Raw genomic sequence first — 24,170 nt, forward strand, 5'->3', positions numbered from 1 at the left:
GGTGCAGACCGCTTTCATGGGTCAGGCAGGGGCCACAGCCGCCAGCCGGCGCTGGGCCGCACTGTCCGGGCGCACCGCCCGCTGCTGGCGCGCCAGCTCGTAGCGCTCGGTGAACAAGTCCAGCCAGGCCGTCAGCAGCGTGGCGGCAGTGCCGTCGCCAGCCAGCTCCAGGCAGCGCGCTGCGACTTCGCTGGTACACCACTGCCCGTCCGCGCTGGCGTGGCGCAGCCAGTAGCGCGACGGGCCGCCGCCCGTCAGCCCGAGCACGGGCAGATGATCCAGCCAGGGGCTGTGGCGAAACATCTTGCGCGCCTCGGCCCAGGTGCCATCGAGCAGGATGAACAGCGGGCGCGGGCCGGGCGCGTGGCCGGCAGCGCTGGCCTGCGCCGCAGCCTGCAGCGCCTGCACGTCGGCCACCGCGCGCCCGTCGGCCAGCCCCTCGGTCGGAAAGACCACGCAGGGCTGCCACTGCGGCTCGCGCAGCAGCGCCAGCAGGGCGGGATCGACGCTGGTGCGCGCCCAGCCGAAGGCAAAGGTATCGGCCACGACATCGGCGATCAGCCAGCCGGTGTTGCTGGGCTTGAGCGGCTCGGTGTCGTGCATCAGCAGGCACACCCCGGCGCGCGTGGCCAGCGTGCGGCGCAGCGCGCAGGTGCAGTGGCTGAGCACCAGCCGGCAGCCCGTGCAATGCGGTCGGCGCGAGCCGCCGCGTGCGGTGAACGGCTTGCTGCTGCGCGCCAGGCGCCCGGCGCGCAGGCGGGCCACGGCGTGCAGCGCCGGAGCAAGGCAGGCGCCAGGGCCGCTGTCAATGCCAGGATTCATGATGTTTTTGGCGTTCAAGCCTTGTGCAGCAAGCGTTGGCAGCTATCGTTAGGGTAGCGATCTGGCTCACTCGCGGGCGGGGATGGCCAGGCCGCGCTGCACCGCTGGGCGATCCAGGAAGTTGGCCAGCACGCGGCGCACCTGCACGAAGTCCTCGATGCCCACCAGCTCGCCCGCGCCGTAGAACTCGATCAGGTTGCGCACGGCGGGCAGCACGGCGATGTCGGCCACGGTGTAGTCCTCGCCCATGATCCAGCTGCGGCCCTGCAGGCGGCCATCGAGCACGCCCAGCAGGCGGCGCGTCTCCTGCACGTAGCGATCGCGCGGGCGCTTGTCCTGCCAGTCCTTGCCGGCGAACTTGGTGAAAAAGCCCACCTGGCCAAACATCGGCCCCACGCCGCCGACCTGCCAGAACAGCCATTGCAGCGTCTGATAACGCTCAATCTCGTCCCTGGGCAGCAGCGCGCCGGTCTTGTCGGCCAGGTAGGTCAGGATGGCGCCAGACTCGAACAGCGCCAGTTGCCGCCCGCCCGGGCCGTGGGGGTCGATGATGGCCGGAATCTTGTTGTTCGGATTCAGCGCCAGGAACTCGGGCGAGTGCTGGTCATCGTGGCCGAAGTCCACCAGGTGCGCCTCGTAGGGCAGGCCGGTTTCCTCCAGCATGATGGACGCCTTGACGCCGTTGGGCGTGTTCAGCGAATACAGCTGCAGCCGATCCGGATGGCGGGCCGGCCATTTGGCGGTGATGGGGTGATCCAGGGGCATGGGGCGTCTCCTTTGCCGAAGCAGGTTGCAGGGCGGACGGGCGCGGCTGCAGGCGCGCGCCGATCCGGGCCAGCCCTGCACTTTAGGCCGGTGCCGCGCCGCCGGCTGTGGGCGAACGCCGCGCCGCAAGCCATGCGCGCCTGGGGCGCCGCCCTGCGGCTGGAGAATGCGGCTGGAGAAGGCATGGGGCACGCTGCGAGGCGCATCCGGGCCACCCGGATGCTTTCTTTTTCATAGCTGGTAGCGCTTGCCAGGCAAGGGTTTGCGCCATTTTTCATGTAAAAAATGGCGCTTTTTCGGGCCTCAGGCGGCCTTGGGCGGGCGGTGCAGCAGGCAGATCTTGTTGTTGTCCGGGTCGCGCACGTAGGCCAGGTACAGGCCGCCGGCGGCCTGGTCGCCGCGCCAGCCGGGCGGGTCTTCGCAGTCCGTGCCGCCAGCGGCCACGGCGGCGGCGTGCGCGGCGTTGGCCTGCTCGATCGAGGCGGCGGCAAAGCCGATGGTGCTGCCGTTGCCGTGGCAGGCCGGCTCGCCGTTGATGGGTGCGGTGATGCCGAAGGTGTTGCCCTCATGGCGCCAGAAGGTGCGGCCCTTGGGGTCGGTGAAGCCGGGCTTGGCGCCCAGCGCGCCCAGCAGGGCATCGTAGAACTTGCGGGATTTGTCGAGGTCGCTCGCGCCGAGCATGACGTGGCTGAACATGGTAGTGGGTCTCTCCTGGATCGAAGGGGGATGGGCGGGCCGGCGGTGGCCCCTCCCAGTCTGATCGTAGTGCAGCGGGAGGCGCGCGCCGGCAGGGCATGTCGCCAAGGCGCGCGGCGCAAGGCCGGGGCGGCTCCAGCGGCAAAACTGCAGAAAAAGTCGGTCAGGAGGCGGTTTCTGCAGAAAATTCTGTAACACTGCAGATTTTTCTGCTGGCATGAGGTGAACTGCATGAGCGCCGTGGGGTATGCCTGGATTCAGGCGGCGCTGGAGGCGCCGGACTTCATGGGGCCGCGCCAGGCGCGGGTGGCGCCTGTCAGCCGCATCGAGCGCCTGCCCGAAGGCTCGCTGCTGGTGCCGACCAAGCTGGCGCCGGCGCAGGATTTCCTGTCCCAGGCGCTGTTCGCCATCAAGCATGAGGGCATACGGCTGGACTTGCTGACTGCGGCATTGCGGCGCATCCCTGGCGAGCAGCTGACCGAGCTCGTGCGCGCCGCGCCCAATGGGGTGTATACGCGCAAGCTCTGCCACCTGTGGGAAGGGCTGCATCAGCAGCGCCTGCCCGCCCTGGCCGAGCCGGCGGTGACGGCCGCCTATGCGCCCCTGTTCGATCCGAAAGACCATATCGTCGGCACACCCCGGCGCGATGCACGCTGGCGCATCGAATTCAACGGCCTGGGTGGTTGGTCGTTCTGCCCGGTCGTGCGCAGAACGGCAACCCTGGCACGCCTGCTGGATAGCGACATCCTGGGTCAGGTACAGGCCTTTGCCGACTCCACGGGCAACGCCATGCTGGAACGCGCCCTGTCCTGGGCCTATCTGAGCGAGACCGAAGGATCGTTTGCCATCGAAGGCGAGACGCCCACACATGACAAGGCCGCCGTGTTTGCCGCATTGCTCAAGCGGGCCCACGAGCAGCGCCCGCTGACCGAGGAGTTTCTGGTCGAGCTGCAGAACGCCGCCGTCTCCAATCCTTTCGACAAGGCCGTCCAGTTCCGCACCGAGCAAAATCGTCTGCAAAAGGATCTGCTGGGCGCTGCCGGCGTGACCTACGTGCCGCCCTGGCCCGATTTGGCCGTGGAGCTGATGGAGCAGCTGATGACCCTGGCCAACCGCCCGCCCCAGCAGCTCGATGCGCTGATCCATGCGGCGGTGGTGTCGTTCGCCTTCGTCCTCATCCATCCTTTCATGGATGGCAATGGCCGCCTGTCGCGCTTCCTGATCCATCACTGTCTGGGCCAGTCGGGCCGACTGCCGCCCCAGTTTCTGCTGCCCGTCTCCGTCGCCATGAAAAAGCACGAGGCGCAGTATCTGCAGGCCTTGAGCTCATTCAGCAAGCCGGCGCGTCAACTGTGCCGGGTCACCTGGGCCGGTGACGAGCATTACAGCTACGACTGGGCGCCGCAGGCGGATATCTGGTTTCGCTACATGGACTTGACCGAGTGTGTGGAATTCACCCTGACCATGGCCGAGGCAGCGCTGGACATGCATCTGCGCCAGGAGGTCGAATTTCTCGAACTCTTCGACCGGGTGGCGCGCGGCATCAATGACCGCTACGACCTGCGCAGCAGCGATCTGACAACCCTGGTCGTGAGCATCTTCCAGAACGAGGGCAGGCTGTCGAACAACCGGCGCAAACGCTTTGCCGGGCGAGTCCCGGATGAGGTGCTGGATGCTGTCGAGGCGGCGGTGCAGCAGGCAATGCAGCGACCGCTCAAGCCCCGCGCAACACGCTGAATTCCTGGTACAGCCGCACCGGCAGCGGCACCTGTGCTGCCTTGCCGCAGCGTCCCTGAGTGCCTCGGTCAGCAGCAGGTCGTAGAGGCCTTGTGCAAGTGTCATGGGCGAGGCGCTGCAGGGCAGGATTCAATGCACCGTCGTCACCGCCCCATCCACCCCCTCCTCGCGGCTGCCGGGTGGGCAGGTCTGGTCGGTATAGACCACCGAGCCGCCGCGCAGGCATTTGCGCAGCGTGGGGGCGGGCGCTGGCTGGGCGGCGTCCAGGTCTGCCGGTGCGCTCTCGCCTGCCGCGCCACTGACTGCGGCCCCCAGCCTGGCAGCGCCGCTGCGCACCGAGGCGGCAGCGCCGGCGCCGCCGGACTGCTGCCAGGCCTGGCGCGCCCGGTTTTCCACGTGGGGCCACCACTTGGGCGCCGTCCACCAGGCCAGCGTGGCCAGCACGGTGATGTAGATGACCGAGGTCAAGCTGGGGCGGAAGCCGGCCATGGTGCGCTCCTGTGCTCTGTGGCAGTTCAGCCCAGGTGCTGGCCCAGGATGCCGGCCAGGGCGAACATGCCCACGCGATCCTGGCCCAGCACGGCGCGCAGCCTGTCGTCGGCGACGATGGTGCGCTTGTCCTGCGGGTCTTGCAGGTTGTGCGCCTTGATGTAGTCCCAGATCTTCTTCATGGCCTCGGTGCGGGCGACCGGCTCGGGGCCGATGACGGCGGCCAGGGCGGCGCTGGGCGTCTTGCCGGCAGCCGTGCTGGCCTTGCGCGGGGTCTTGGCGGCGGCCTTGGCCGGGGTGGTCTTCCCGGCTGCAGTCTTGATGGCTTTTTTGGCTGCAGCGCTTGTCCCACCTGCGCTGGCAGCTCCTGTTTTGCTGGCGCCGGCAGCGCTCTTGCGCGCCGGATACTTGCTCTCGCGCTGCTCGAACTCGAAGTTCACCTTGCCGGCAGCGGCGTCCCAGGCCAGGTGCGCCTTGAAGGGCCGGCGCGTGCGCAGGCTGATGAACTTGTCCAGCAGGTCGGTCTTGCCGGTGGCCAGCAGCTTGTGCATCTGCGCGCGTTCCACGGGCTGCTGCAAGATGACCTTGCCGCTCTTGAAGCCGCAGCTCGGCACCGGCTGCTGGGCCGTGGGCACGGCGCGACTGCACACGTAGTTGCTGCCGTGCTCGAAGACCGGCGCGCCACAGGCCGGGCACTGGCCCAGGCTGTCCTGGCCGGCAAAGTCCACCAGCTCGCCGCTGGCCTCGCTGCTGGCGTCGTCGCCAAAGTCGAATTCCAGCTTGTGCTGGCCGCTGTCCGCGTCGCGCACGATGGCCACCTCCGCCGTGAACGGCCAGCCGGCCTTGGAGCGAAAGCCCTCCAGCGGGCCGATGCGGCGCTCGCGCAGCAGGGTTTCGGCCTCGTGCGTCTCGAAGGTGCGCCCGGCGGGCGACTTGGTGAAGGAAAAGCCGCAGCCCGCGCCGCCGCTGCCCGGCTGGCCGGTGCAGGCAAAGCGGCGGTAGTTCTCCTTGACCACGCCGCCGCAATCCGGGCAGGGGCTGGCCAGCGTGGCGTAGTCGCCGGGGATGCTGTCGCGGTCGTACTCCTTGGCCTTGGCGACGATTTTTTGCGTCATCTCCTGGATTTGCTGCATGAAGACTTGGCGCGGCAGCTGGCCGCGCTCCATCTGCGCCAGCTTGTATTCCCACTCGCCCGTCAGCTCGGCGCGCGACAGCTCCTTGACGCCCAGGCCCTGCAGCAGCGTCATGAGCTGGCGCGCCTTGGCCGTGGGCACCAGCTCGCGGCCTTCGCGCAGCATGTATTTCTCGGCGATCAGGCCTTCGATGGTGGCCGCGCGCGTGGCCGGTGTGCCCAGGCCCTTGTCCTGCATGGCGCTGCGCAGCTCCTCGTCCTCGACTTGCTTGCCGGCGCCCTCCATGGCACCCAGCAGCGTGGCTTCGGAGTAGCGCGGCGGCGCCTTGGTGCGCAGCGCGCGGGCCTCGGCCTCGGCGGTGCGGGCGCTCTCGCCGGGGCGCACCGGCACCAGCGGCTGGGTGGAGGTGCGCTCGGCGGCCTTTTCCACGGCCCGGTCGGCGGCGCGGTCGGCGGCCTTGGCGCCACCGTCGATCTCGCTGGCCGCCTCCTTGCCGTAGATGGCCAGCCAGCCGGGCTTGACCAGCACCCGGCCCTCGGTCTTGAAGGCGTGGCCGGCAACGCGGCTGATGCGCGTCGTGACCTGGTACTCGGCGCTGGGGAAGAACACCGCCAGGAAGCGCCGCACCACCAGGTCGTAGAGTTTCTGCTCGGCCTCGGACAGGCTGCTGGGCGCCTGGGTGGTCGGGATGATGGCGAAGTGGTCGCTGACCTTGGCGTTGTCGAAGATGCGCTTGCTCGGGCGCACGTAGCCCTCGTCGAGCGCCTGGCGCGCATAGGGCGCCAGATGCGCCATGCCGCTGCCGGCCAGCATGGTGAAGGTGTCGCGCGCCACGGGCAGGTAGTCCTCGGGCAAGGCGCGGGAGTCGGTACGCGGGTAGGTCAGCGCCTTGTGTTTTTCATACAGGGCCTGGGCCAGCCCCAGCGTGGTCTTGGCGGAAAAGCCGAAGCGCCCGTTGGCCTCGCGCTGCAGGCTGGTCAGGTCGAACAACAGCGGCGAGGCCTGGGTGACCGGCTTGGCCTCCTCGCTGACGCTGGCGCTGTGGCCGCGCACGGCGTCGGCAATGGCCTGCGCCTGCTCTTTAGACCAGAGGCGGTCGGCGCGCGCTTCCGGGTCGTCGGGGTTTTTCTTCCAGTTCGGGTCGAACCAGCGGCCCGGGTACTGGCCGGCCTGCACGTCGAAGGCGGCGTGGATTTCCCAGTAGTCGCGCGGCACGAACTTGCGGATTTTTTCCTCGCGCTCGACCACGATGGACAGGGTGGGCGTTTGCACCCGGCCCACGGTGGTCAGGAAAAAGCCCCCGTCGCGCGAGTTGAAGGCGGTCATGGCGCGCGTGCCGTTGATGCCGACCAGCCAGTCGGCCTCGCTGCGGCTGCGCGCCGCATCGGCCAGGCCCTGCATCTGGGCGTTGCTGCGCAGGTTGTCGAAGCCATCGCGGATGGCTTGCGGCGTCATGCTTTGCAGCCACAGGCGCCAGACCGGCTTGCCCAGGGGCTTGGCGCCGCCGGCGTACTGCTCGATCAGGCGAAAGATCAACTCGCCCTCGCGCCCCGCGTCGCAGGCGTTGACCAGCTCGGTCACGTCGCGGCGCCGTGCCAGTTTCACCACCGCGTTCAGGCGGCTCTTGGTCTTGTCCACGGGCTTCAAGTCGAAATACGGCGGGATGACGGGCAGGTGGGCAAAGCTCCACTTGCCGCGCTTGACATCGAACTCCTCGGGCGCCTGGATTTCCACCAAGTGGCCCACGGCGCTCGTGACCACCCAGCGCTCGTTCTCGAAATGGTCTTCGTGCTTGTCGAAGCGCCCGGCCACGGGCGTCAGCGCCCGCACGATGTCCTGTGCCACAGAGGGCTTTTCTGCAATTACCAGCGTCTTGCTCATATCTCTTTTTTCCACGACCTGATGCACGGTGGCGCTGCCTACAATGGCCGCCTTCGCGTGCGCACACACGCACACGCCTATGTGCCCATTCACGCTAACAGAGTTTTTTCACCCCCATGCCGCGCTCTGACCACGCCTCCACCACGCCTGCCGCCGGGCGGCGCATCCAGACGCGGCGCTCGGGCGTACACGGCAAGGGCGTGTTCGCGCTGCAGCCCATTGCTGCCGGCGAGGTCATCATCGAGTACACGGGCGAGGTCATCAGCTGGGACGAGGCCCAGGCGCGCCATCCGCACGACCCCAGCCAGCCCAACCACACGTTCTATTTTCACGTCGATGAGGGCCACGTGATCGACGCTGGCGTGGGCGGCAACTCGGCACGCTGGATCAACCACAGCTGCGCGCCCAACTGCTGGGCCGACGAGCAGGGTGGGCGCATCTTCATCACCGCGCGGCGCGACATCGCCGCCGGCGAGGAGCTGAACTACGACTACGGCCTGACCCTCTCGGAGCGCTACACGAAGCGGCTCAAGGCCGAGTACGCCTGCCGCTGCGGCGCCGCCAGCTGCCGTGGCACGCTGCTGGCGCCCAAGCGCGGCTGGGCGCCGCCGGGGCCGCTGGCATGAGCGCCGGCGCCGCCCTGATCCCGCAGTGGCCGGCGGAGGACATCTGGCAGCAGGTCGAGCCGCTGCTGCCGGGCTTTTGCGTCGAGGTGCTGGCCAGCGTCGATTCGACCAGCAGCGAGCTGATGCGCCGCGCGCGCGCCGGACGCACCGAGCCGACGCTGCTGGTGGCCGAGACGCAGACCGCAGGCCGGGGCCGCCTGGGGCGCTCGTGGCAGACCGCCGGCGTCTATGAGGGTACGGGCGTGGTGCCGGCGCTGACGTTCTCGCTGGGCCTGATGCTGGCGCCGCGCGACTGGTCGGGCCTGTCGCTGGCCGTGGGCGTGAGCGTGGCCGAGAGCCTGGAGCCCCTGCCCGGCGCGCCGCGCATCCGCCTCAAGTGGCCCAACGACCTGTGGCTGGCCGACGGGCGCAAGCTCGGCGGCATCCTGGTGGAGACGGCCAGCTTCGCCACCGGCCCGCAGACGGCCAGCCAGCCGCGCTACGTGGTCATCGGCATCGGGCTGAACGTGCTGCCGGTGCTGGCGCCCGACCTGACCAACACCCCCGCCTGCCTGCGCGAGCTGGATGCCGCGCTGAGCGCGCCGCGCGCCCTGCAGCGCATCACCGCGCCCCTGGTGCAGGCGCTGCTGGGCTTTGCCGAGCACGGCTTTGCCCCCTTCCAGCCGCGCTTTGCCCGGCGCGACGTGCTGGCCGGGCGCGCCGTCACCCTGTCCGACGGGCGCGGCGGCACGGCGCACGGCGTGACCGACGACGGCGCGCTGCTGGTACACACCGCAGACGGGATGCAGGCCATCACCACCGCCGACATCAGCGTGCGCCCGCAGGCCGGCGCGGCGGCGTCCTGAAGGCTCGGCCATGCTGCGCCTGACCGTGATTGCGCTGCTGCTGGCCAACGCCGGCTATTACGCCTGGGCCTCGGGGCAATTGCAGGGCTGGGGGCTGGGGCCGAGCAGCGATGCCGAGCCGCAGCGCCTGGGCCAGCAGATCGCGCCGGACAAGCTGCGCGTGCTGCCGCCGCCGGACACTGCAGCGCCGGCAGCATCGGCCCCGCCCCCGGACGCAGCGGCTGCGCCGGCCACCCCGGCGGCATCGGACACAGCGGCTGCAACAGCTGCAGCAGATGCGCCGGACACACCGACCGCGCCGGCCACCGCAGCGCCCCCGGTTGCCGCCGCAGCGCCCCAGGCTGGCGTGTGCCTGCAGGCCGGCGTGTTCGACACGCGCCAGGCCGAAGCCCTGCGCGCCGCCCTGGCTGGCTGGCCCGAGGGCAGTTGGGAGCTGCGGCCCACGCCGCTGCCCGGGCGCTGGATGGTCTATATGGGCCGCTTCGCCGACGAGGAGGCGCTGGCGCGCAAGCGCGCCGAGTTGCGCGCGCTCAAGGTGGACTACGACCGGCCCGGCGCGGCGCTGGAGCCGGGACTGTCGCTGGGGCGCTTTTCCACGCCGGAGATCGCCCAGCGTGGCCTGACGCAACTGGCCGCACAGGGCGTGCGCACCGCCCGGGTGGTGCAAGAGCGCGCCGAGACGCCGGCCTTCACCCTGCGCCTGCCGGCCTTGACCCCGGCCCAGCGCCCGCAACTGGCCGGGCTGCAAAAGGCCCTGGCCGGCAAGGAGCTGCGCCCTTGCAGCACGCCGGGCGAGTAGCGCCGGCATCGGTGCTCCCGGGCGTTGTGCGTCAAACGTCGAACGTCAAACGCGCGACGCACGATCTCCCCGGGAGAGAGTTCAGCCCCCCGCCGCGCGGCTGGCGGCAAAGCGCAGGCCAAAGCGCGCGCCCGGCATGGCCGCGCCCGGGCGGGCGTCCTCGACCAGCACCTCGGCGCCGTGCTGGCGGGCGATCTCGCGCACGATGGGCAGGCCCAGGCCGGAGCCGTCGGCCTCGGTGCCCAGCACCCGGTAAAACGGCTGGAAGATCAGCTCGCGCTCAGCCTCGGGCACGCCCGGGCCGCTGTCCTCGATCTGCAGCAGCACCACGCCGCCCAGGATGTCGGGCAGCAGCCGCGCCGTGACCACGCCGGCGCGCTCGCTGCTGGACGGTGTGTAGTTGATGGCGTTGTCCAGCAGATTGCGCGCCATCTCCTTGAGCAGCACCGGATTGCCATCGACGAACACGCCGCGCGCGCCCGGCTCGGGGCCGTCGTAGCCCAGGTCGATGTGCTTGTGCAGCGCGCGCGGCACAGCCCCTTCCACCACGTCGATGACCAGCTCGGCCATGTCCACCGGCTGGCGCTGCACCACGGTGGCGCCGCCTTCGGCGCGCGCCAGCGCCAGCAACTGGTTGACGGTGTGCGTGGCGCGCATGGACGAGCGCTCGATCTGGCGCAGCGACTGTTTCAGCTCCTCGGTGCTGGTGCCCTCGCGCTGCGCCAGGTCGGCCTGCATCCGCAAGCCTGCCAGCGGCGTCTTGAGCTGATGCGCAGCATCGGCCAGAAAGCGCTTTTGCGTCGCCATGGATTCGTGCAGGCGGCGCAGCAGGTCGTTGACCGAGTCCACCAGCGGCGCCACCTCCATGGGCACGGCGCGCACGTCCAGCGGCGACATGTCGTCGCTCTTCCTCGCGCGGATGCGCTCTTCGAGCTGGTGCAGCGGCTTGATGCCGCGCGCCAGCGCCAGCCACACCAGCAACACCGCCAGCGGCAGGATGACGAACTGCGGCAGCATCACGCCCTTGATGATCTCGGTGGCCAGCACGCTGCGCTTGGTGCGCGTCTCGGCCACCTGCACCAGCACGGCGGGCGCGCCATCGAGCGGCACGCGCACCCAGATGTAGGCCACGCGGATGCCGATGCCGCGCAGCTCGGCGTCGCGCAGGCGCACTTCGGCGGAGCTGGCCTTTTCCTCCTCGGGCGGCGCCGGCAGGTCGCGCTCGCCGGCCAGGTAGCCGCCGCCCGGCGCCAGCACCTGGTAATAAACGAAGTCGGATTCGTCGGCGCGCAGCAGCTCGCTGGCCGGCTGCGGCAGGCTGAAATGCACCCGCCCCTTGTGGACGGTGACGAACTGCGCCAGCGCGTGCGCGTTGTATTCCAGCGCCCGGTCGAAGGGCTTGTTGGCCAGCTCCTGCGCCACCAGCCAGGTCAGCGCCAGGCTGACGGGCCACAGCAGCAGCAGCGGCGTGAGCATCCAGTCCAGGATCTCGCCGAACAGGGAGCGCTGCTCACGCTGGAAGATTTTCACGCGCCGATGCCGGTTGAGAGTTGCCGGATTTATGGTCTTTTTGGCCTCTAGCCCTTGCCAGGCAAGCGCTGGCAGCTATCAATTTCGATCAGCCTGGAATTTTTTCCAGGCAGTAGCCCAGGCCGCGCACGGTGGCGATGCGGATGGGGCCGCGCTCGATCTTCTTCCTCAGGCGGTGGATATAGACCTCGATGGCGTTGTTGCTGACTTCCTCGCCCCACTCGCACAGGCGCTCGACCAATTGCTCCTTGCTCACCAGGCGCCCGGCGCGCTGCAGCAGCACTTCCAGCAGGCCCAGCTCGCGCGCCGACAGCTCGACCAGCTTGCCGTCGATGGTGGCCACGCGCCCGGCCTGGTCGTAGGTCAGCGGGCCGTGGCGGATGGCGCTGCTGGTGGCGCCCATGCCACGGCGCGTGAGCGCGCGCACGCGCGCTTCGAGCTCCTGCAGCGAAAACGGCTTGGCCATGTAGTCGTCGGCACCCAGATCCAGGCCCTTGACGCGCTCCTCGATGCCGTCGGCGGCGGTGAGGATCAGCACCGGCAGCGCCGAGCCGCGCCCGCGCAGGCGCTTGAGCACTTCCAGGCCGTGCATCCTGGGCAGGCCCAAGTCCAGGATCAGCAGGTCGAATTCGTTGTTGGCCATCAGCGCGGCATCGACCTCGGTGCCGCTGGCCACGTGATCCACCACTGCGCCCGAGCCGCGCAAGCTGCGCAGCAGGCCATCGGCCAGTACCTGGTCGTCTTCGGCGATGAGGATGCGCATGGGGCAAAGTCTCCTGAGAATCGGCGGGCGCAGGCGCTGTGCGGCCGGCGCTGCCGATTCTAGGAGCCTGGGCGGCAGAAGCAGCATCGGCTGCAACGCGCGAGAAAACAGTCCATCGCGGCGCTCCCATCTGCGCCCATAGCCCGGCTATGGGCTTGCTGGTATCGCCACGCTGGCCTCGTTTTTCGCACGTTTCGCTTCGACGCCTTCTGCCGCCCAGGCTCCTAGGAGGCTGCCGGGCGGGTCTGCGCCTGGGCCGCCGGCGTGCCGCCCAGGTAGCGATCGACCGACAGGCCCTGCGTGGCAATCTGCGTGGGCCGCCCGGTCACGATGTCGGCCAGCAACTGGCCCGAGCCGCAGGCCATGGTCCAGCCCAGCGTGCCGTGCCCGGTGTTCAGGTACAGGTTGCCCAGCGGCGTGCGGCCGACGATGGGCGTGCTGTCGGGCGTCATCGGGCGCAGACCTGTCCAGAACTCGGCGCGCTGCAGGTCGCCGCCGGGGAACAACTGGCCGGTGACCAGCTCCAGCGTGGCGCGCCGCTGCGGGCGCAGCGTGGTGTCGAAGCCCGCCAGCTCGGCCATGCCGCCGACGCGGATGCGCTGGTCGAAGCGCGTCAGGGCGATCTTGTAGGTCTCGTCCAGCACCGTCGAGCGCGGCGCCAGCGCCTCATCGACGATGGGCAGGGTGAGCGAGTAGCCCTTGACCGGATAGACCGGAATGTCCAGCCCGGTGGAGCGCAGCAGCGCGCGCGAGTAGCTGCCCAGGGCCAGCACGTAGCGGTCGGCGCGCACGACTTCGCGCTGCGGGCCGCTGAGCTGCACGCCGCTGATGGCGCCCTGGCCGTCCTGCAGCAGCCGCTCGATGCCGGTGCCGAAGCGAAACTGCACGCCGAGCTGCTGCGCCAGGCGCGCCAGCGCATTGGTGAACAGCAAGCAGTCGCCGGTCTGGTCATCGGGCAGGCGCAGGCCGCCGGCAATCGGCGCCTGGGCGTGCGCCAGGGCCGGCTCGGCGCGGCGCACGCCGCCGGCGTCCAGCAGCTCGTAGGCGATGCCGCATTCGCGCAGCACGGCGATGTCACGCTGCGCCTGGTCGAGCTGTTTTTGCGAGCGAAACAACTGCAGCGTGCCGGCCTGGCGGCCTTCGTAGGCGATGCCGGTATCGAGGCGCAGCTGGTCGATGCACTGGCGGCTGTAGTGCGACAGGCGCAGCATCCGCTCCTTGTTGACCGCATAACGGTCTGCCGAGCAGTTGCGCAGCATGGCCGCCATCCAGCGCAGCTGGAACAAAGTGCCGTCGGGGCGGATGGCCAGCGGCGCGTGGCGCTCGAACATCCACTTGAGCGCCTTGGCCGGGATGCCCGGCGCGCCCCAGGGTGTGGAGTAGCCGAACGACACCTGGCCGGCGTTGGCGAAGCTGGTCTGCAGCGCCGCGCCAGCCTCGCGCTCGATCACGGTGACCTCGGCGCCGGCGCGCGCCAGGTAGTAGGCGGTAGTCACGCCGATCACGCCGGCGCCCAGCACGACAACTTTCACGACCTGTCTCCTGTATGGGGTGGATGGTCATGACTTTAGGGATTTGACCGCCTATCTTTTGCCGAAATAATGCCTGTCAGCAGCAAAAGCTGCTGTCATCCACCACCTCCGCAAGGTTTTGCAGCAATGCCTGAACTCGACACCCTGGACTTGCGCATCCTCGATCAGCTGCAGCGCGATGGCCGCCTGACCATGACCGAGCTGGGCGAGCGCATCGGCCTGTCCACCTCGCCGTGCTCGCAGCGCGTCAAGCGGCTGGAGGCGCAGGGCGTCATCACCGGCTACCACGCCCGCGTCAAGCCCGAGGCGCTGGGCCGGCCACTGCTGGTCTTCGTCGAGATCACCCTGGCGCAGAAGTCCGAGCAAATCTTCAAGGCGGTGCGCGACGAGCTGCAGCACATGCCCGAGGTGCTGGAGTGCCATTTGATTTCGGGCAGCTACGACTACCTGGTCAAGGCGCGCCTGACCGGCATGGCCGAATACCGCCACCTGCTGGGCAACATCCTGCAGCGGATGCCGGTGCCGGCGCAGTCCAACAGCTATGTGGTCATGGAGGAGGTCAAGGAGAGTTGCGTGCTGGCCAGCGAGCGGCGTGGCAAGGCTTGATGATGCTGCAAATTTAATAGCTGTCAGCGCTTGCCAGCATTGGGTTCAGGGCTGATTTCATGCCTATTCGTAGCCGCTTGCGTAGGCTTCCAGGCCCAGGGCGACCACGGTGGCCACGTCGTCGCCGACTTCGGCGCGAAACTCCGCCTCGGCCTGCGCCACGGCATTGCGAAAGCCCTGCAGCCACACGAGGCCCGTGGGCGTGAAGCACACCCGCCGCGCACGGGCGTCGCGCTCGTCGCGCTGGCGCGTGACCAGGCCCCAGGCCTCGCACTGATCGACCAGGCTGGCCATGGCCTGCTTGCTCATGCCGGCGCGCTCGGCCAGCTCGGTCAGGCGCTCGCCGGCCAGCGGCAGGTGGCGCGTGATGTGGATGTGCGCGGCGCTGATCTGCTCGCGCGCCGCCAGGTTGGACAGCGCCAGCGGCACCTGCACGTCGCGCGCCATGAGCTGCAGCACGCGCGCATCGAAGCGCCGCAGCGCGTGGCCCATCAGCCGGCCCAGGTGTACCTGGCGCCAGCGGTCGTCGGAAAAATCGTCGGGAAGGTCTTCGGAAAGTGCGGCTGCAGTCATGCCTTGATTGTCAGGCAAACTGACTAAATTTCGTTTGAAATGGCTTTCATGCGTCCCTACACTACTGTTCAGGCATCCAGTCATTCCCCGGTCTAGCGACCAATTTTCTGCCCCTTCGGGGCGAGGAACGCAACATGAACGCAACCGTCAACCCCGCCGCCGCCAGCGAGAAGGCCAAGGCCTTGCAGGCTGCCCTAGCCCAGATCGAAAAGCAGTTTGGCAAAGGCACCATCATGCGCCTGGGCGAGGGCGAGGCCATCGAGGACATCCAGACCGTCTCCACCGGCTCGCTGGGCCTGGACGTGGCCCTGGGCGTGGGTGGCCTGCCGCGCGGGCGGGTCATCGAGATCTACGGCCCCGAGTCCTCGGGCAAGACCACGCTGACCCTGCAGGTCATCGCGCAGATGCAGAAACTCGCCGGCCAGTGCGCCTTCGTCGATGCCGAGCACGCGCTGGACGTGCAGTACGCGCAGAAACTCGGCGTCAACCTGTCCGACCTCCTGATCAGCCAGCCCGACACCGGCGAGCAGGCGCTGGAGATCGTGGACAGCCTGGTGCGCTCGGGCGCAGTGGATCTGATCGTCATCGACTCGGTGGCCGCGCTCACGCCCAAGGCCGAGATCGAGGGCGAGATGGGCGATCAGCTACCCGGCCTGCAGGCGCGGCTGATGAGCCAGGCGCTGCGCAAGCTGACGGCCACCATCAAGAAGACCAACTGCACGGTCATCTTCATCAACCAGATCCGCATGAAGATCGGCGTCATGTTCGGCAGCCCCGAGACGACGACCGGCGGCAATGCGCTGAAGTTCTACGCCTCGGTGCGCCTGGACATCCGCCGCATCGGCACTATCAAGAAGGGCGACACGCCGATCGGCAACGAAACCCGCGTCAAGGTGGTCAAGAACAAGGTCAGCCCGCCCTTCAAGCAGGCCGAGTTCGACATCCTGTTCGGCGAGGGCATCTCGCGCGAGGGCGAGATCCTGGACATGGGCGTGAACGCACGCATCGTGGACAAGAGTGGCGCCTGGTACGCCTACAACGGCGAGAAGATCGGCCAGGGCCGCGACAACGCGCGCGAATTCTTGCGCGAGAACCCGGCACTGGCGCGCGAGATCGAGAACAAGGTGCGCGCCAGCCTGGGCATTGCCCTGCTGCCCGAAGTGGCAGGCCAGCCGGCGCCCACGGCGGACGAGGCAGCCGAACTGGGCGCGGCGCCCGCTGCCGAGGACAAGCCTGCTGCTGCACCGCGTGGCAAGAAGGCGGATAAGCCGTCCGAGGACGTGCTGCTCTGAGGGGAGGCTGGGCGATGCGCGTCGTGCGCCCGGCGTGAACGTCCGCACAGCGCCTACCGCTCGACGCACGCCGTCATGGGATTCCAGAAACTCTCGCTCAAGGGCCGCGCCCTGCGGCTGCTGGCGCAGCGCGAGCACTCGCGCAGCGAGCTGCAGGCCAAGCTGGCGCGCCATGTGCAGGACGGCGACGACCTGGACGCCATCCTGGACGAGCTGCAGGCCAAGGACTTCATCAACCCGGCCCGGGTGGCCGAGTCGGTGCTGCACCAGCGCGCGCCCCGGCTGGGCACGCAGCGCGTGCTGCAGGAGCTGCGCCGCAAGGGCCTGGACGAAGAGCTGGTGCGCGCCAGCGCCCAGCAACTCGCCGCCACCGAGCACGCACGCGCCCTGGCCGTGTGGCGCCAGCGCTTTGGCAGTGCCCCGCCGCCGCAGACGCCGCAGGAGCGCGCGCGCCAGATGCGCTTTCTGGCCGCGCGCGGCTTTGCCGCCGATGTGGTGCGCCGGGTGCTGCGCAGCGCCGGGCAGGAAGATGGCGACGACGGGGCCGACGCCGCCCCTGGTGAAACCTCGGGCGCAGCGAAACCTCGGACGCAGCGCCGCAGGGGCCTGGCAAAGGCCTTTTTTTTGGTCAAATGTGGCCCAAACCCTTATGGGACAAGCGCTAGCAGCTATATTTTGTGTAGCTACAATCAGTTCAGCAGGCGGCCCGGATCGGCGTCCAGCCGGGTCAGCGCCTCGCGCGTGGCGCGCAGGGTGAGGCTTTCTTCCTCCTGCGGCTGCAGCATCCGCGCCTGCAGGTAGGCCGCCAGCCGGCGCAATTGCAGCAGGTAGCTGCCGCCGCTGGCCGCCGCGAACAAATGCAGCTGGCGGCGCTGGCTGTGCCAGACGTACTGCACCTCGACCGAGTTGCCGCTTTGCTCCAGGGTGAACCAGCTGCCGGGCACCAGCTGCTGCGCCCAGGCCAGCATGTCCGGCTCCACGGGTGCGTTGTTGTCGGCGATGACGTGGATGGCCGAGGCGTCTATGCCCAGCAGCAGCTCGATGTTCTCCGCCGACAGCGGCATGTCGCCCAGCGCCTCGTCGCTGAGGTATTCCTCCAGATTGGCCAGGCGCCGCGCCATGGCGTCGATGTGTACCTGCGGGATGGCCGCCGTCTTGGACATGAAGGCGTCGGACAGGATGTCGGTCAGCGTCTTGATCTGCGCGTCCTGCTCGGCGCCGTTGATGCCCAGCAGCGCCAGGCCACGGCGCAGCGACTGCAAGAGCGCCGGCAGGTTCTGGATGACCTGGGCGCGGTCGGCGCGGCCCGGCTTGGCGCTGGCCGCCCAGACCAGGTCGGCGGCGGTGCGCTTGCACTCGGCAGTCACGGCGTGCTGGGCGCCGTGGCGCACGGCGGCCACGGCCAGCACCTCGGCCCAGGTCTTGAACAGGAACTCGCGGAGCTCGTCGCGTACCGGCATGTCCTTGAGCAGCTTGCGCAGCTCGATGGTGTACTGGATGGTCAGCGTCTCGCGCTGCTCAACCTGCTGGGCCACGCTGGCCAGGCGTGCCGTCGTGCCCTGGCGCCCGGTCAGAAAGCGCGCCAGAAAACTCTCGAACTCCTTGAGCGCGATGGCGAAGACGCGCTGGCCGGTCTCCGGGTACTGCTCGATGACCTGCACGATGCGGCGCACCTCGGTCTCCAGCGCGCTGGCGTCGATGCTGCTGGCGTCGAAGCCCAGCACGCACGCGCCCATGCGGTCGATGAGCTGGCGCGCCGGGTGTGCCAGGTTGCTGAAAAAATCCGGGTCGGCCAGCGCCACGCGCAGCACCGGCACCTGCAGCCGGGCAAACCACACGCGCACCGCCGGCGGGATGCGCTCCTCGCTCAGGATGGCCTGGAACATCAGCGCCACGACCTCGATGATGGCTTTCTCGCCCGGGGTGGTGGCCTTTTGCTTGAGCTCCCGGGTGCGGGCGCGTGCCACGTGCGCCACCTGCACCAGCGCCTGGGGCGGCGCCTGATGCGCCAGCGTGACCAGGCCGCTGTACTGGTTGTCGGCCAGCGCGTGCTGCGTGGCCAGGGCATGGGCCAGTGCTGCCGAGGCCGGCGCCGCCCGGCCTGGGTCGTGTCCCGCTGCCGTGGCCGCAGCCACTGCCGGCTGCAGCATGATGCGGCGCAGCTGCGCCAGCATGTTGTGCGCGCGCTGGCGCGCGCGCAGCAGCGGCCCGGCCGGGTGCAGGGCGGCTGCCGGATGGCCCGGGCCGGTGTACTGGGTGGGCTGGATGAACTGCGTGGGCGGGGGCAACTGGGTGGGGGCGAAGTGCGTCGGCATGGCGCCGGCGCTGGCCAGCGCTGCCGGCTGCAGGCCCGCCGGCCCGGCTGGCCTGGGGTGCAGGGGCATGGGCAGGGAAGGAGCAAAGGCCGTGCCCGGCAGCGAGTGCGGCCCGCTGTAGGGGTCGCCTTCGGCGCTGCTGGCCGCTGGCTGCTGCGCCGTGGCCGGGCGGCGCACCCGGGCGCGCAGGTCGCCGGCAGCCGGCGCGGTGACGCCCTGGGCCTCGTAGAGCCGGACTAGCTCCTGGTATTGCGCCAGCGCCAGCGCCGCCAGCTCGCGCTGCAGCGGATCGTGGATCAGGGCGAAGTCCTCGCGCTTGAGGTCGGCCTGGTGCCAGGCCTCGACCAGCCCGAGGCACCAGCCCTCGGGGCGCAGGATGTCGTTGCCCGCCAGTTCGGCGTTTTCCAGCTTCTGCGTGCGCTGGCGCACGGCCTCCAGGCTGGCGCTGACCTGCTCCTGCACCAGCAGGGCGATGCGCGAGGCGCTGATGCGGTTTTCCACCACATCGTCGTCCAGCAGGGACAGGCCTTCCAGGCCCAGGGCGGCGGGCGGGAGCTCCAGGGCGCCGGCGCCATCGGGCGCCGTGGCCGCGCGCCAGGCCTGGCAGGTGTGCTCCAGCCAGGCCTTGTGGTGCGCCTGGAAGGCTGTCCAGGCGTCGCGGCGCTGCTGCATGTCGCGCTGCGTGGCCGTCTGATTCATCAGCTCGGCCAGAAAGCTCTCCAGCGCCTGGGCCACGGCGGGCAGGCCGGCGCACATGCCGTCCACGAAATGCTGGCGCGCCGCCCGGGCCAGGCGGCGTGCAGCAGCAGGTTGGAGGGCGGAGTCCATGGGGCGGCATATTAGCCGCAGCCCATGGCCGGCACGGCGGGCTGCGGCAGGCCGGATCAGACCACGGCGCCGGCGTTGGGATCGTCCGGGTCGCCCTCGCGCCGAACCGGTGTCTTGACCAGATCCTCGCGCTTGACGCCCAGCCACATGGAAATCGCCGCAGCGACGAAGACCGACGAGTAGATGCCGAACAAAATGCCAATCGTCAGCGCCAGCGAGAAGTTGTGCAGGCTGGGGCCGCCGAAGAAGAACATGGACAGCACCATGGCCTCGGTGGAGGCGTGGGTGATGATGGTGCGGCTCATGGTCGAGGTGATGGCGTGGTCGATCACCTCGTGCGTGTCGAGCTTCCTGAACTTCCTGAAGGTCTCGCGGATGCGGTCGAAGATGACCACCGACTCGTTGACCGAGTAGCCCAGCACCGCCAGCACCCCGGCCAGCACCGACAGCGAGAACTCCCACTGGAAGAAGGCGAAGAAGCCCAGGATGATGACCACGTCGTGCAGGTTGGCGATGATGGCCGCGACGCCGAACTTCCACTCGAAGCGAAACGCCAGATAGACCACGATGCCCAGCACCACCATGCCTAGCGCCATCAGGCCGCCGTGTACCAGCTCCTCGCCCACCTGCGGGCCGACGAACTCGGTGCGGCGCAGCACCACCTCGGGGTCTTGCACTTTCAGGGCCGTCAGCACCTGCTCGCTTTGCTGCGCCGAGGTCACGCCCTTTTGCACCGGCAGGCGGATCATCACGTCGCGCGAGGTGCCGAAGTTCTGCACCACCACGTCCGGGTAGCCCAGGCCGGCGACGGTCTCGCGCACTTTGCCGATGTCCGCCGTCTGGGTATAGGCGACCTCCATGACGGTGCCACCGGTGAACTCCACCGACAGGTGCAGCCCGCGCGTGACCAGGAAGAACACTGCCAGGGCAAAGGTGATGAAGGAAATCGCGTTGAGGATCAACGCGTATTTCATGAACGGGATGTCCCGCTTGATTCGGAAGAACTCCATGACCTATCCCTTTTTCATTCGATGCCGGTGCGGCCGGCCACGGAGCGCAGTTGCGAGGTGTCCTCGGGCTTCCAGACCTGGCCGATGGCCACGCTCTTGAGCTTCTTTTGCCGGCCATACCAGAGGTTGACCAGGCCACGCGAGAAGAACACCGCCGAGAACATGCTGGTCAGGATGCCGATGGTGTGTACCACGGCAAAGCCGCGCACCGGGCCGGTGCCGAAGGCCAGCAGCGCCAGGCCGGCGATCAGCGTGGTCACGTTGGAGTCCAGAATCGTCGCCCAGGCGCGGTCGTAGCCGGTGGCAATGGCCGCCTGCGGCGCGACGCCGGCGCGCAGCTCCTCGCGGATGCGTTCGTTGATCAGCACGTTGGAGTCGATCGCCACGCCCAGGGCCAGCGCCATGGCGGCAATGCCGGGCAGGGTCAGCGTGGCCTGCAGCATGGACAGCACGGCAATCAGCATCAGCACGTTCACCGACAGCGCCAGCGTCGAGAACACGCCGAACAGCGCGTAATAGACGCACATGAAGGCGGCGATGGCGGCCATGCCCCAGACCACCGACTGCACGCCGCGCGAGATGTTGTCCGCGCCCAAGCTCGGGCCGATGGTGTATTCCTCGATGATCTCCATCGGTGCGGCCAGCGAGCCGGCGCGCAGCAGCAAGGCGGTGTCGTTGGCTTCCATGGTCGTCATGCGCCCGGAGATCTGCACGCGCCCGCCGCCGATCTCGCTCCTGATGACGGGCGCGGTGACCACTTCGCCCTTGCCCTTTTCGAACAGCACGATGGCCATGCGCTTGCCGATGTTCTCGCGCGTGATGTCCTTGAAGATGCGCGCGCCCTTGGCGTCCAGCGTCAGGTTCACCGTGGGCTCCTGCGTCTGGCTGTCGAAACCCGGCTGGGCGTCGGTCAGGTTCTCGCCGGTGAGCACGACCTGCTTCTTGACGATGATGGCCTGGCCGTTCCTGTCCAGATATTTCTCGTCGCCGAAGGGCACCGGGCCGTTGCCCAGCTCGGCGGCGCGCGCCTCCGTGCCCTCATCGACCATGCGCACTTCCAGTGTCGCCGTGCGGCCCAGGATGTCCTTGGCCTTGGCCGTGTCCTGCACGCCGGGCAGTTGCACCACGATGCGATCCAGGCCTTGCTGCTGGATGACCGGCTCGGCCACGCCGAGCTCGTTGATGCGGTTGTGCAGCGTGGTGATGTTTTGCTTGAGCGCCTGCTCCTGCACCCGGCGCAGGGCCTCGGGCTTGATGCTGGCGCTGAGCACGGTGGCGTCGCCGTCCGGGGCGCTGGTGGTCACCAAGTCCTGGAACTGGTCGGCAATCAGGTTGCGCGCTGCCGTGAGCGTGGCCTCGTCGCGCACGCGCACGCGCACGCTCTGGCCCTCGCGCACGACGCCGCCGTGGCGGATGTTTTTCTCGCGCAGCGCGGTGCGGATGTCGCCGGCGTAGCTCTCGGCCTTCTTGGTCAGCGCTGCCTGCATGTCCACCTGCAGCATGAAATGCACGCCGCCGCGCAAGTCCAGGCCCAGGTACATGGGGCGCGCGTGGATGGCGGTGAGCCAGTCGGGCGAGCGCGACACCAGGTTCAGCGCGACGATGTACATCGGATCGGCCGCATCGGGGATCAGCGCCTTTTCCAGCACATCCTTGGCCTTGAGCTGCTCGTCGGGCGTGGCAAAGCGCGCACGCACCGAGGTGCCCTCCAGGACGATGGAGTCCGACTGGACGCCGGCTGTGGCCAGCGCCTGCTCGACCCGTTCGAGCACGCCCGCGTCCACCCGGACGGTGGCCTTGGCCGAGGACACCTGCACGGCAGGCGCCTCGCCGAAGAAATTGGGCAGGGTGTAGAGAAAGCCGATGAGCAGCGCGACCACGAGGATCGCGTACTTCCAGGCCGGATAACGGTTCATCTGAGACAAGCTCCGGTTCGAAACCGCCCCGCTTCAGGGGGTGGTCGGATGGTCGCGCCTGGGCAGGGCGGGCTTACTTGTTGACCGTGCCCTTGGGCAGCACCTGGGTCACGGCGCTGCGCTGCACCTGCACTTCGACGCCGTTGGCGATCTCCAGGTGCAGGCTGCCTTCGCCCAGGCGCGTGACACGGCCCAGCAGGCCGCCGGCGGTGACCACTTCGTCGCCCTTGGCCAGCGCGTCGATCATGGCCTTGTGTTCTTTCTGGCGCTTCATCTGCGGGCGGATCATGATGAAGTACATGACCACGAACATCAGCACCAGCGGCAACATGCTGGTGAGCGAGCCCATGAAGCCGGCATCGGCGGCGGCAGGGGCGGTCTGGGCGAAGGCGGGGGAAATCAGCACGGCAAGGGACTCCGGGAAACGGCGGTCAACGCTTCGAGCGGCCTGCACATAGCGGTCGGACGGCTTGAAGCGGCTTGAGGAAAGCGGCGCGCAGGCAGGACGGCGAAGACCGAGGCCGCGCGCGCGGGCAGCCGGGCATTGTATGCGTCAGGCCGTGCAGGGCCGCTGGCAGACGCTGGCGGGAAAACTCCGTTCTGCATCAGGGTTTTTGGTGTCAAAAAGCCTTGAAACCGTTGACTGGCAAGCGTTGGCAGCTATCAAAAAATTGGCAAAAGCCCCGCCGATCATCCGGTTGCCGGCGCCCTGCCGGCCAGTGCGGCGCCGGCCATTGCCGGCCTGGGCCTACGCTGCGGTAGCGGCCCGTGCCCTACCATGCAGCGCTGCTGCGCCACTGGTTTGCTCCCGTGGCGCTTTTGGTTTTGTGTCTTGCCAAGAGGAGAAAGGAGTTGTCCTTCATGCAATTGCTACCCGACTGGGCCTGGCTGCACGAGCAGCTGCTGTGGGGCATGTCTGCCGCCAGCGTGCTGATTGCCGTGACCGCCGCCGTGGCGACCTATGTGCTGCTGAGCCTGCTGCTGGGCTGGGCGCAGCGGCGGGTGCGCCGGCACGCGCAGCAGGCGGCCCAGCCCGGCCAGCCCGCGCAGGCCGGCCTGCTGGCCCAGCTGCTGGCCGGCACCAGTCATCTGCTGATCCTGCTGGCGGCGCTGCTGGTCGGCCTGGGGATGCTGGACTTGCCCGAGCGCTGGCATACGCGCGTGAGCCAGCTGTGGTTCCTGGCCGTGGCGGTGCAGATCGGCCTGTGGGGCGCGCGCGCCATCGGCGTGGCGGTCGAGCGCTACCGCGTGCATCACGGCACCACGCAGCCGGGCCAGGCCAGCGCCTCGGCCACGCTGATGTCCTGGGCCTTGCGCACGGTGCTGTGGGTCACGGTGCTGCTGGCGATTTTGTCCAACCTGGGGGTCAACATCACCGCCTTCATCGCCAGCCTGGGCGTGGGCGGCGTGGCGGTGGCGCTGGCGGTGCAGAACATCCTGGGCGATCTGTTTGCCTCCATGGCGATTGCCGTGGACAAGCCCTTCGAGGTGGGCGACTTCATCGTCGTCGGCGGCATTGCCGGCACGGTGCAGAAGGTGGGCGTCAAGACCACGCGCATCCGGGCGCTCAGCGGCGAGCAGGTGGTCATGGGCAATACCGACCTGCTCAAGCAGACCATCAACAACTACCGCCTGATGCGCGAGCGGCGCATCGTGTTCGCCTTCAGCATCGCCCAGGCCACGGCGCCGTACAAGGCCGAGGCGGTGGCGCGCACCGTGGGCGAGATCATCCGCGCCATCCCTAAGGTGCGCTTCGACCGGGCGCACTTCAAGGGCTTCGGCGCCAGCTCGCTGGACTACGAGGTGGTCTATATCGTTGAAGACCCCAGCTACAACCTGTACATGGACATCCAGCAGCAGATCAACCTGGCGCTGCTGGGACGCCTGCAGGAGCTGGGCGTGCAGCTGGCCGTGCCGGTGAGCCGGGTGCAGGTGGCGGCGCCGGGCCAGGCGGAGCGCGAGGATGCGCAGGCGCAGGCCTGGGCGGCGCGGACGGAGGTGTAGGCGGAGGC

At 69.0% G+C, this 24,170-nt stretch carries 20 protein-coding genes and 1 pseudogene; 8 read left to right on the top strand and 13 right to left on the bottom strand.

Annotation, left to right across the window (positions count from 1 at the left end):
• Positions 1 to 21: 21 nt before the first annotated feature.
• From IDM45_RS14650 to IDM45_RS14660, 3 genes are all read right to left on the bottom strand, one after another.
• Entirely contained in the window at positions 22 to 822 is an 801-nt protein-coding gene (locus tag IDM45_RS14650) for a tRNA-uridine aminocarboxypropyltransferase (RefSeq protein ID WP_209423504.1), read from the bottom strand.
• A 66-nt stretch (positions 823 to 888) separates the two neighbouring features.
• On the bottom strand, positions 889 to 1,587 hold the full coding sequence (locus IDM45_RS14655; protein WP_209423505.1) for a glutathione S-transferase N-terminal domain-containing protein: 699 nt from the start codon (positions 1,585 to 1,587) through the stop codon (positions 889 to 891).
• Positions 1,588 to 1,890: 303 nt separating this feature from the next.
• Positions 1,891 to 2,283, bottom strand: coding sequence for a VOC family protein (locus IDM45_RS14660; protein ID WP_209423506.1), 393 nt, complete (start codon positions 2,281 to 2,283; stop codon positions 1,891 to 1,893).
• Between the two features lie 231 nt (positions 2,284 to 2,514).
• Here IDM45_RS14660 and IDM45_RS14665 point away from each other — a divergent pair, with 231 nt between their 5' ends.
• Positions 2,515 to 4,020 (top strand): Fic family protein, encoded by a 1,506-nt coding sequence (locus IDM45_RS14665; RefSeq protein ID WP_232653820.1) that lies wholly within the window; start codon positions 2,515 to 2,517, stop codon positions 4,018 to 4,020.
• Between the two features lie 129 nt (positions 4,021 to 4,149).
• Here the strand turns inward: IDM45_RS14665 and IDM45_RS14670 are convergent, their stop codons facing one another.
• Positions 4,150 to 4,509, bottom strand: a complete 360-nt coding sequence (locus IDM45_RS14670; protein ID WP_209423507.1) for a DUF4124 domain-containing protein — start codon at positions 4,507 to 4,509, stop codon at positions 4,150 to 4,152.
• A gap of 26 nt (positions 4,510 to 4,535) precedes the next feature.
• Positions 4,536 to 7,523, bottom strand: coding sequence for a DNA topoisomerase III (locus IDM45_RS14675; protein WP_209423508.1), 2,988 nt, complete (start codon positions 7,521 to 7,523; stop codon positions 4,536 to 4,538).
• Between the two features lie 116 nt (positions 7,524 to 7,639).
• Between IDM45_RS14675 and IDM45_RS14680 the strand changes: the two genes are divergently transcribed.
• From IDM45_RS14680 to IDM45_RS14690, 3 genes are read left to right on the top strand one after another with little or no spacing between them, the layout of a single operon-like run.
• A complete protein-coding gene (locus tag IDM45_RS14680) occupies positions 7,640 to 8,149 on the top strand; it encodes an SET domain-containing protein (RefSeq protein ID WP_209423509.1) in 510 nt (169 codons plus the stop codon).
• Positions 8,146 to 8,994 (top strand): biotin--[acetyl-CoA-carboxylase] ligase, encoded by an 849-nt coding sequence (locus IDM45_RS14685; protein ID WP_209423510.1) that lies wholly within the window; start codon positions 8,146 to 8,148, stop codon positions 8,992 to 8,994. The genes IDM45_RS14680 and IDM45_RS14685 overlap by 4 nt, the downstream gene beginning before the upstream one ends.
• A gap of 10 nt (positions 8,995 to 9,004) precedes the next feature.
• Positions 9,005 to 9,793, top strand: a complete 789-nt coding sequence (locus tag IDM45_RS14690) for an SPOR domain-containing protein (protein WP_209423511.1) — start codon at positions 9,005 to 9,007, stop codon at positions 9,791 to 9,793.
• Positions 9,794 to 9,874: 81 nt separating this feature from the next.
• On the opposite strand, the gene IDM45_RS14695 is transcribed toward IDM45_RS14690, so the two are convergent.
• The 3 genes from IDM45_RS14695 to IDM45_RS14705 form a co-directional block, all read right to left on the bottom strand.
• On the bottom strand, positions 9,875 to 11,323 hold the full coding sequence (locus tag IDM45_RS14695) for a sensor histidine kinase (RefSeq protein ID WP_209423512.1): 1,449 nt from the start codon (positions 11,321 to 11,323) through the stop codon (positions 9,875 to 9,877).
• Positions 11,324 to 11,411: 88 nt separating this feature from the next.
• Positions 11,412 to 12,086 carry a response regulator gene (locus tag IDM45_RS14700; RefSeq protein ID WP_209423513.1) on the bottom strand — a complete coding sequence of 225 codons (675 nt, stop codon included), beginning with the start codon at positions 12,084 to 12,086 and terminating at the stop codon, positions 11,412 to 11,414.
• A gap of 224 nt (positions 12,087 to 12,310) precedes the next feature.
• Positions 12,311 to 13,618, bottom strand: coding sequence for a D-amino acid dehydrogenase (locus tag IDM45_RS14705; RefSeq protein WP_209423514.1), 1,308 nt, complete (start codon positions 13,616 to 13,618; stop codon positions 12,311 to 12,313).
• 126 nt (positions 13,619 to 13,744) lie between these two features.
• On the opposite strand from IDM45_RS14705, the gene IDM45_RS14710 reads away from it, so the two are divergent.
• Complete coding sequence (locus IDM45_RS14710) at positions 13,745 to 14,224, top strand: winged helix-turn-helix transcriptional regulator (RefSeq protein ID WP_209423515.1); 480 nt, start codon at positions 13,745 to 13,747, stop codon at positions 14,222 to 14,224.
• Between the two features lie 63 nt (positions 14,225 to 14,287).
• Here the strand turns inward: IDM45_RS14710 and IDM45_RS14715 are convergent, their stop codons facing one another.
• Complete coding sequence (locus IDM45_RS14715) at positions 14,288 to 14,797, bottom strand: MarR family transcriptional regulator (RefSeq protein ID WP_209423516.1); 510 nt, start codon at positions 14,795 to 14,797, stop codon at positions 14,288 to 14,290.
• A 134-nt stretch (positions 14,798 to 14,931) separates the two neighbouring features.
• Here IDM45_RS14715 and recA point away from each other — a divergent pair, with 134 nt between their 5' ends.
• Positions 14,932 to 16,089, top strand: a complete 1,158-nt coding sequence (gene recA / locus IDM45_RS14720; RefSeq protein ID WP_209423517.1) for a recombinase RecA — start codon at positions 14,932 to 14,934, stop codon at positions 16,087 to 16,089.
• Positions 16,090 to 16,164: 75 nt separating this feature from the next.
• Positions 16,165 to 16,626 (top strand): annotated as a pseudogene (gene recX, locus IDM45_RS14725) (recombination regulator RecX); the annotation flags it as partial.
• Positions 16,627 to 16,778: 152 nt separating this feature from the next.
• Here recX and IDM45_RS14730 read toward each other — a convergent pair.
• From IDM45_RS14730 to yajC, 4 genes are all read right to left on the bottom strand, one after another.
• Positions 16,779 to 19,232 carry a DUF1631 family protein gene (locus tag IDM45_RS14730; protein ID WP_209423518.1) on the bottom strand — a complete coding sequence of 818 codons (2,454 nt, stop codon included), beginning with the start codon at positions 19,230 to 19,232 and terminating at the stop codon, positions 16,779 to 16,781.
• A gap of 56 nt (positions 19,233 to 19,288) precedes the next feature.
• Positions 19,289 to 20,242: a protein translocase subunit SecF gene (gene secF / locus IDM45_RS14735; protein WP_209423519.1), complete on the bottom strand. Its 954-nt coding sequence runs from the start codon at positions 20,240 to 20,242 to the stop codon at positions 19,289 to 19,291.
• Positions 20,243 to 20,256: 14 nt separating this feature from the next.
• Positions 20,257 to 22,158 (bottom strand): protein translocase subunit SecD, encoded by a 1,902-nt coding sequence (gene secD / locus IDM45_RS14740; protein WP_209423520.1) that lies wholly within the window; start codon positions 22,156 to 22,158, stop codon positions 20,257 to 20,259.
• Positions 22,159 to 22,231: 73 nt separating this feature from the next.
• Positions 22,232 to 22,564 (bottom strand): preprotein translocase subunit YajC, encoded by a 333-nt coding sequence (gene yajC, locus IDM45_RS14745; protein WP_209423521.1) that lies wholly within the window; start codon positions 22,562 to 22,564, stop codon positions 22,232 to 22,234.
• A gap of 455 nt (positions 22,565 to 23,019) precedes the next feature.
• Here yajC and IDM45_RS14750 point away from each other — a divergent pair, with 455 nt between their 5' ends.
• Positions 23,020 to 24,162, top strand: coding sequence for a mechanosensitive ion channel family protein (locus IDM45_RS14750; protein WP_209423522.1), 1,143 nt, complete (start codon positions 23,020 to 23,022; stop codon positions 24,160 to 24,162).
• Positions 24,163 to 24,170: the final 8 nt, after the last annotated feature.

The sequence above is a fragment of the Melaminivora jejuensis genome (assembly GCF_017811175.1).
Taxonomy (GTDB): Bacteria; Pseudomonadota; Gammaproteobacteria; order Burkholderiales; family Burkholderiaceae_C; genus Melaminivora; species Melaminivora jejuensis.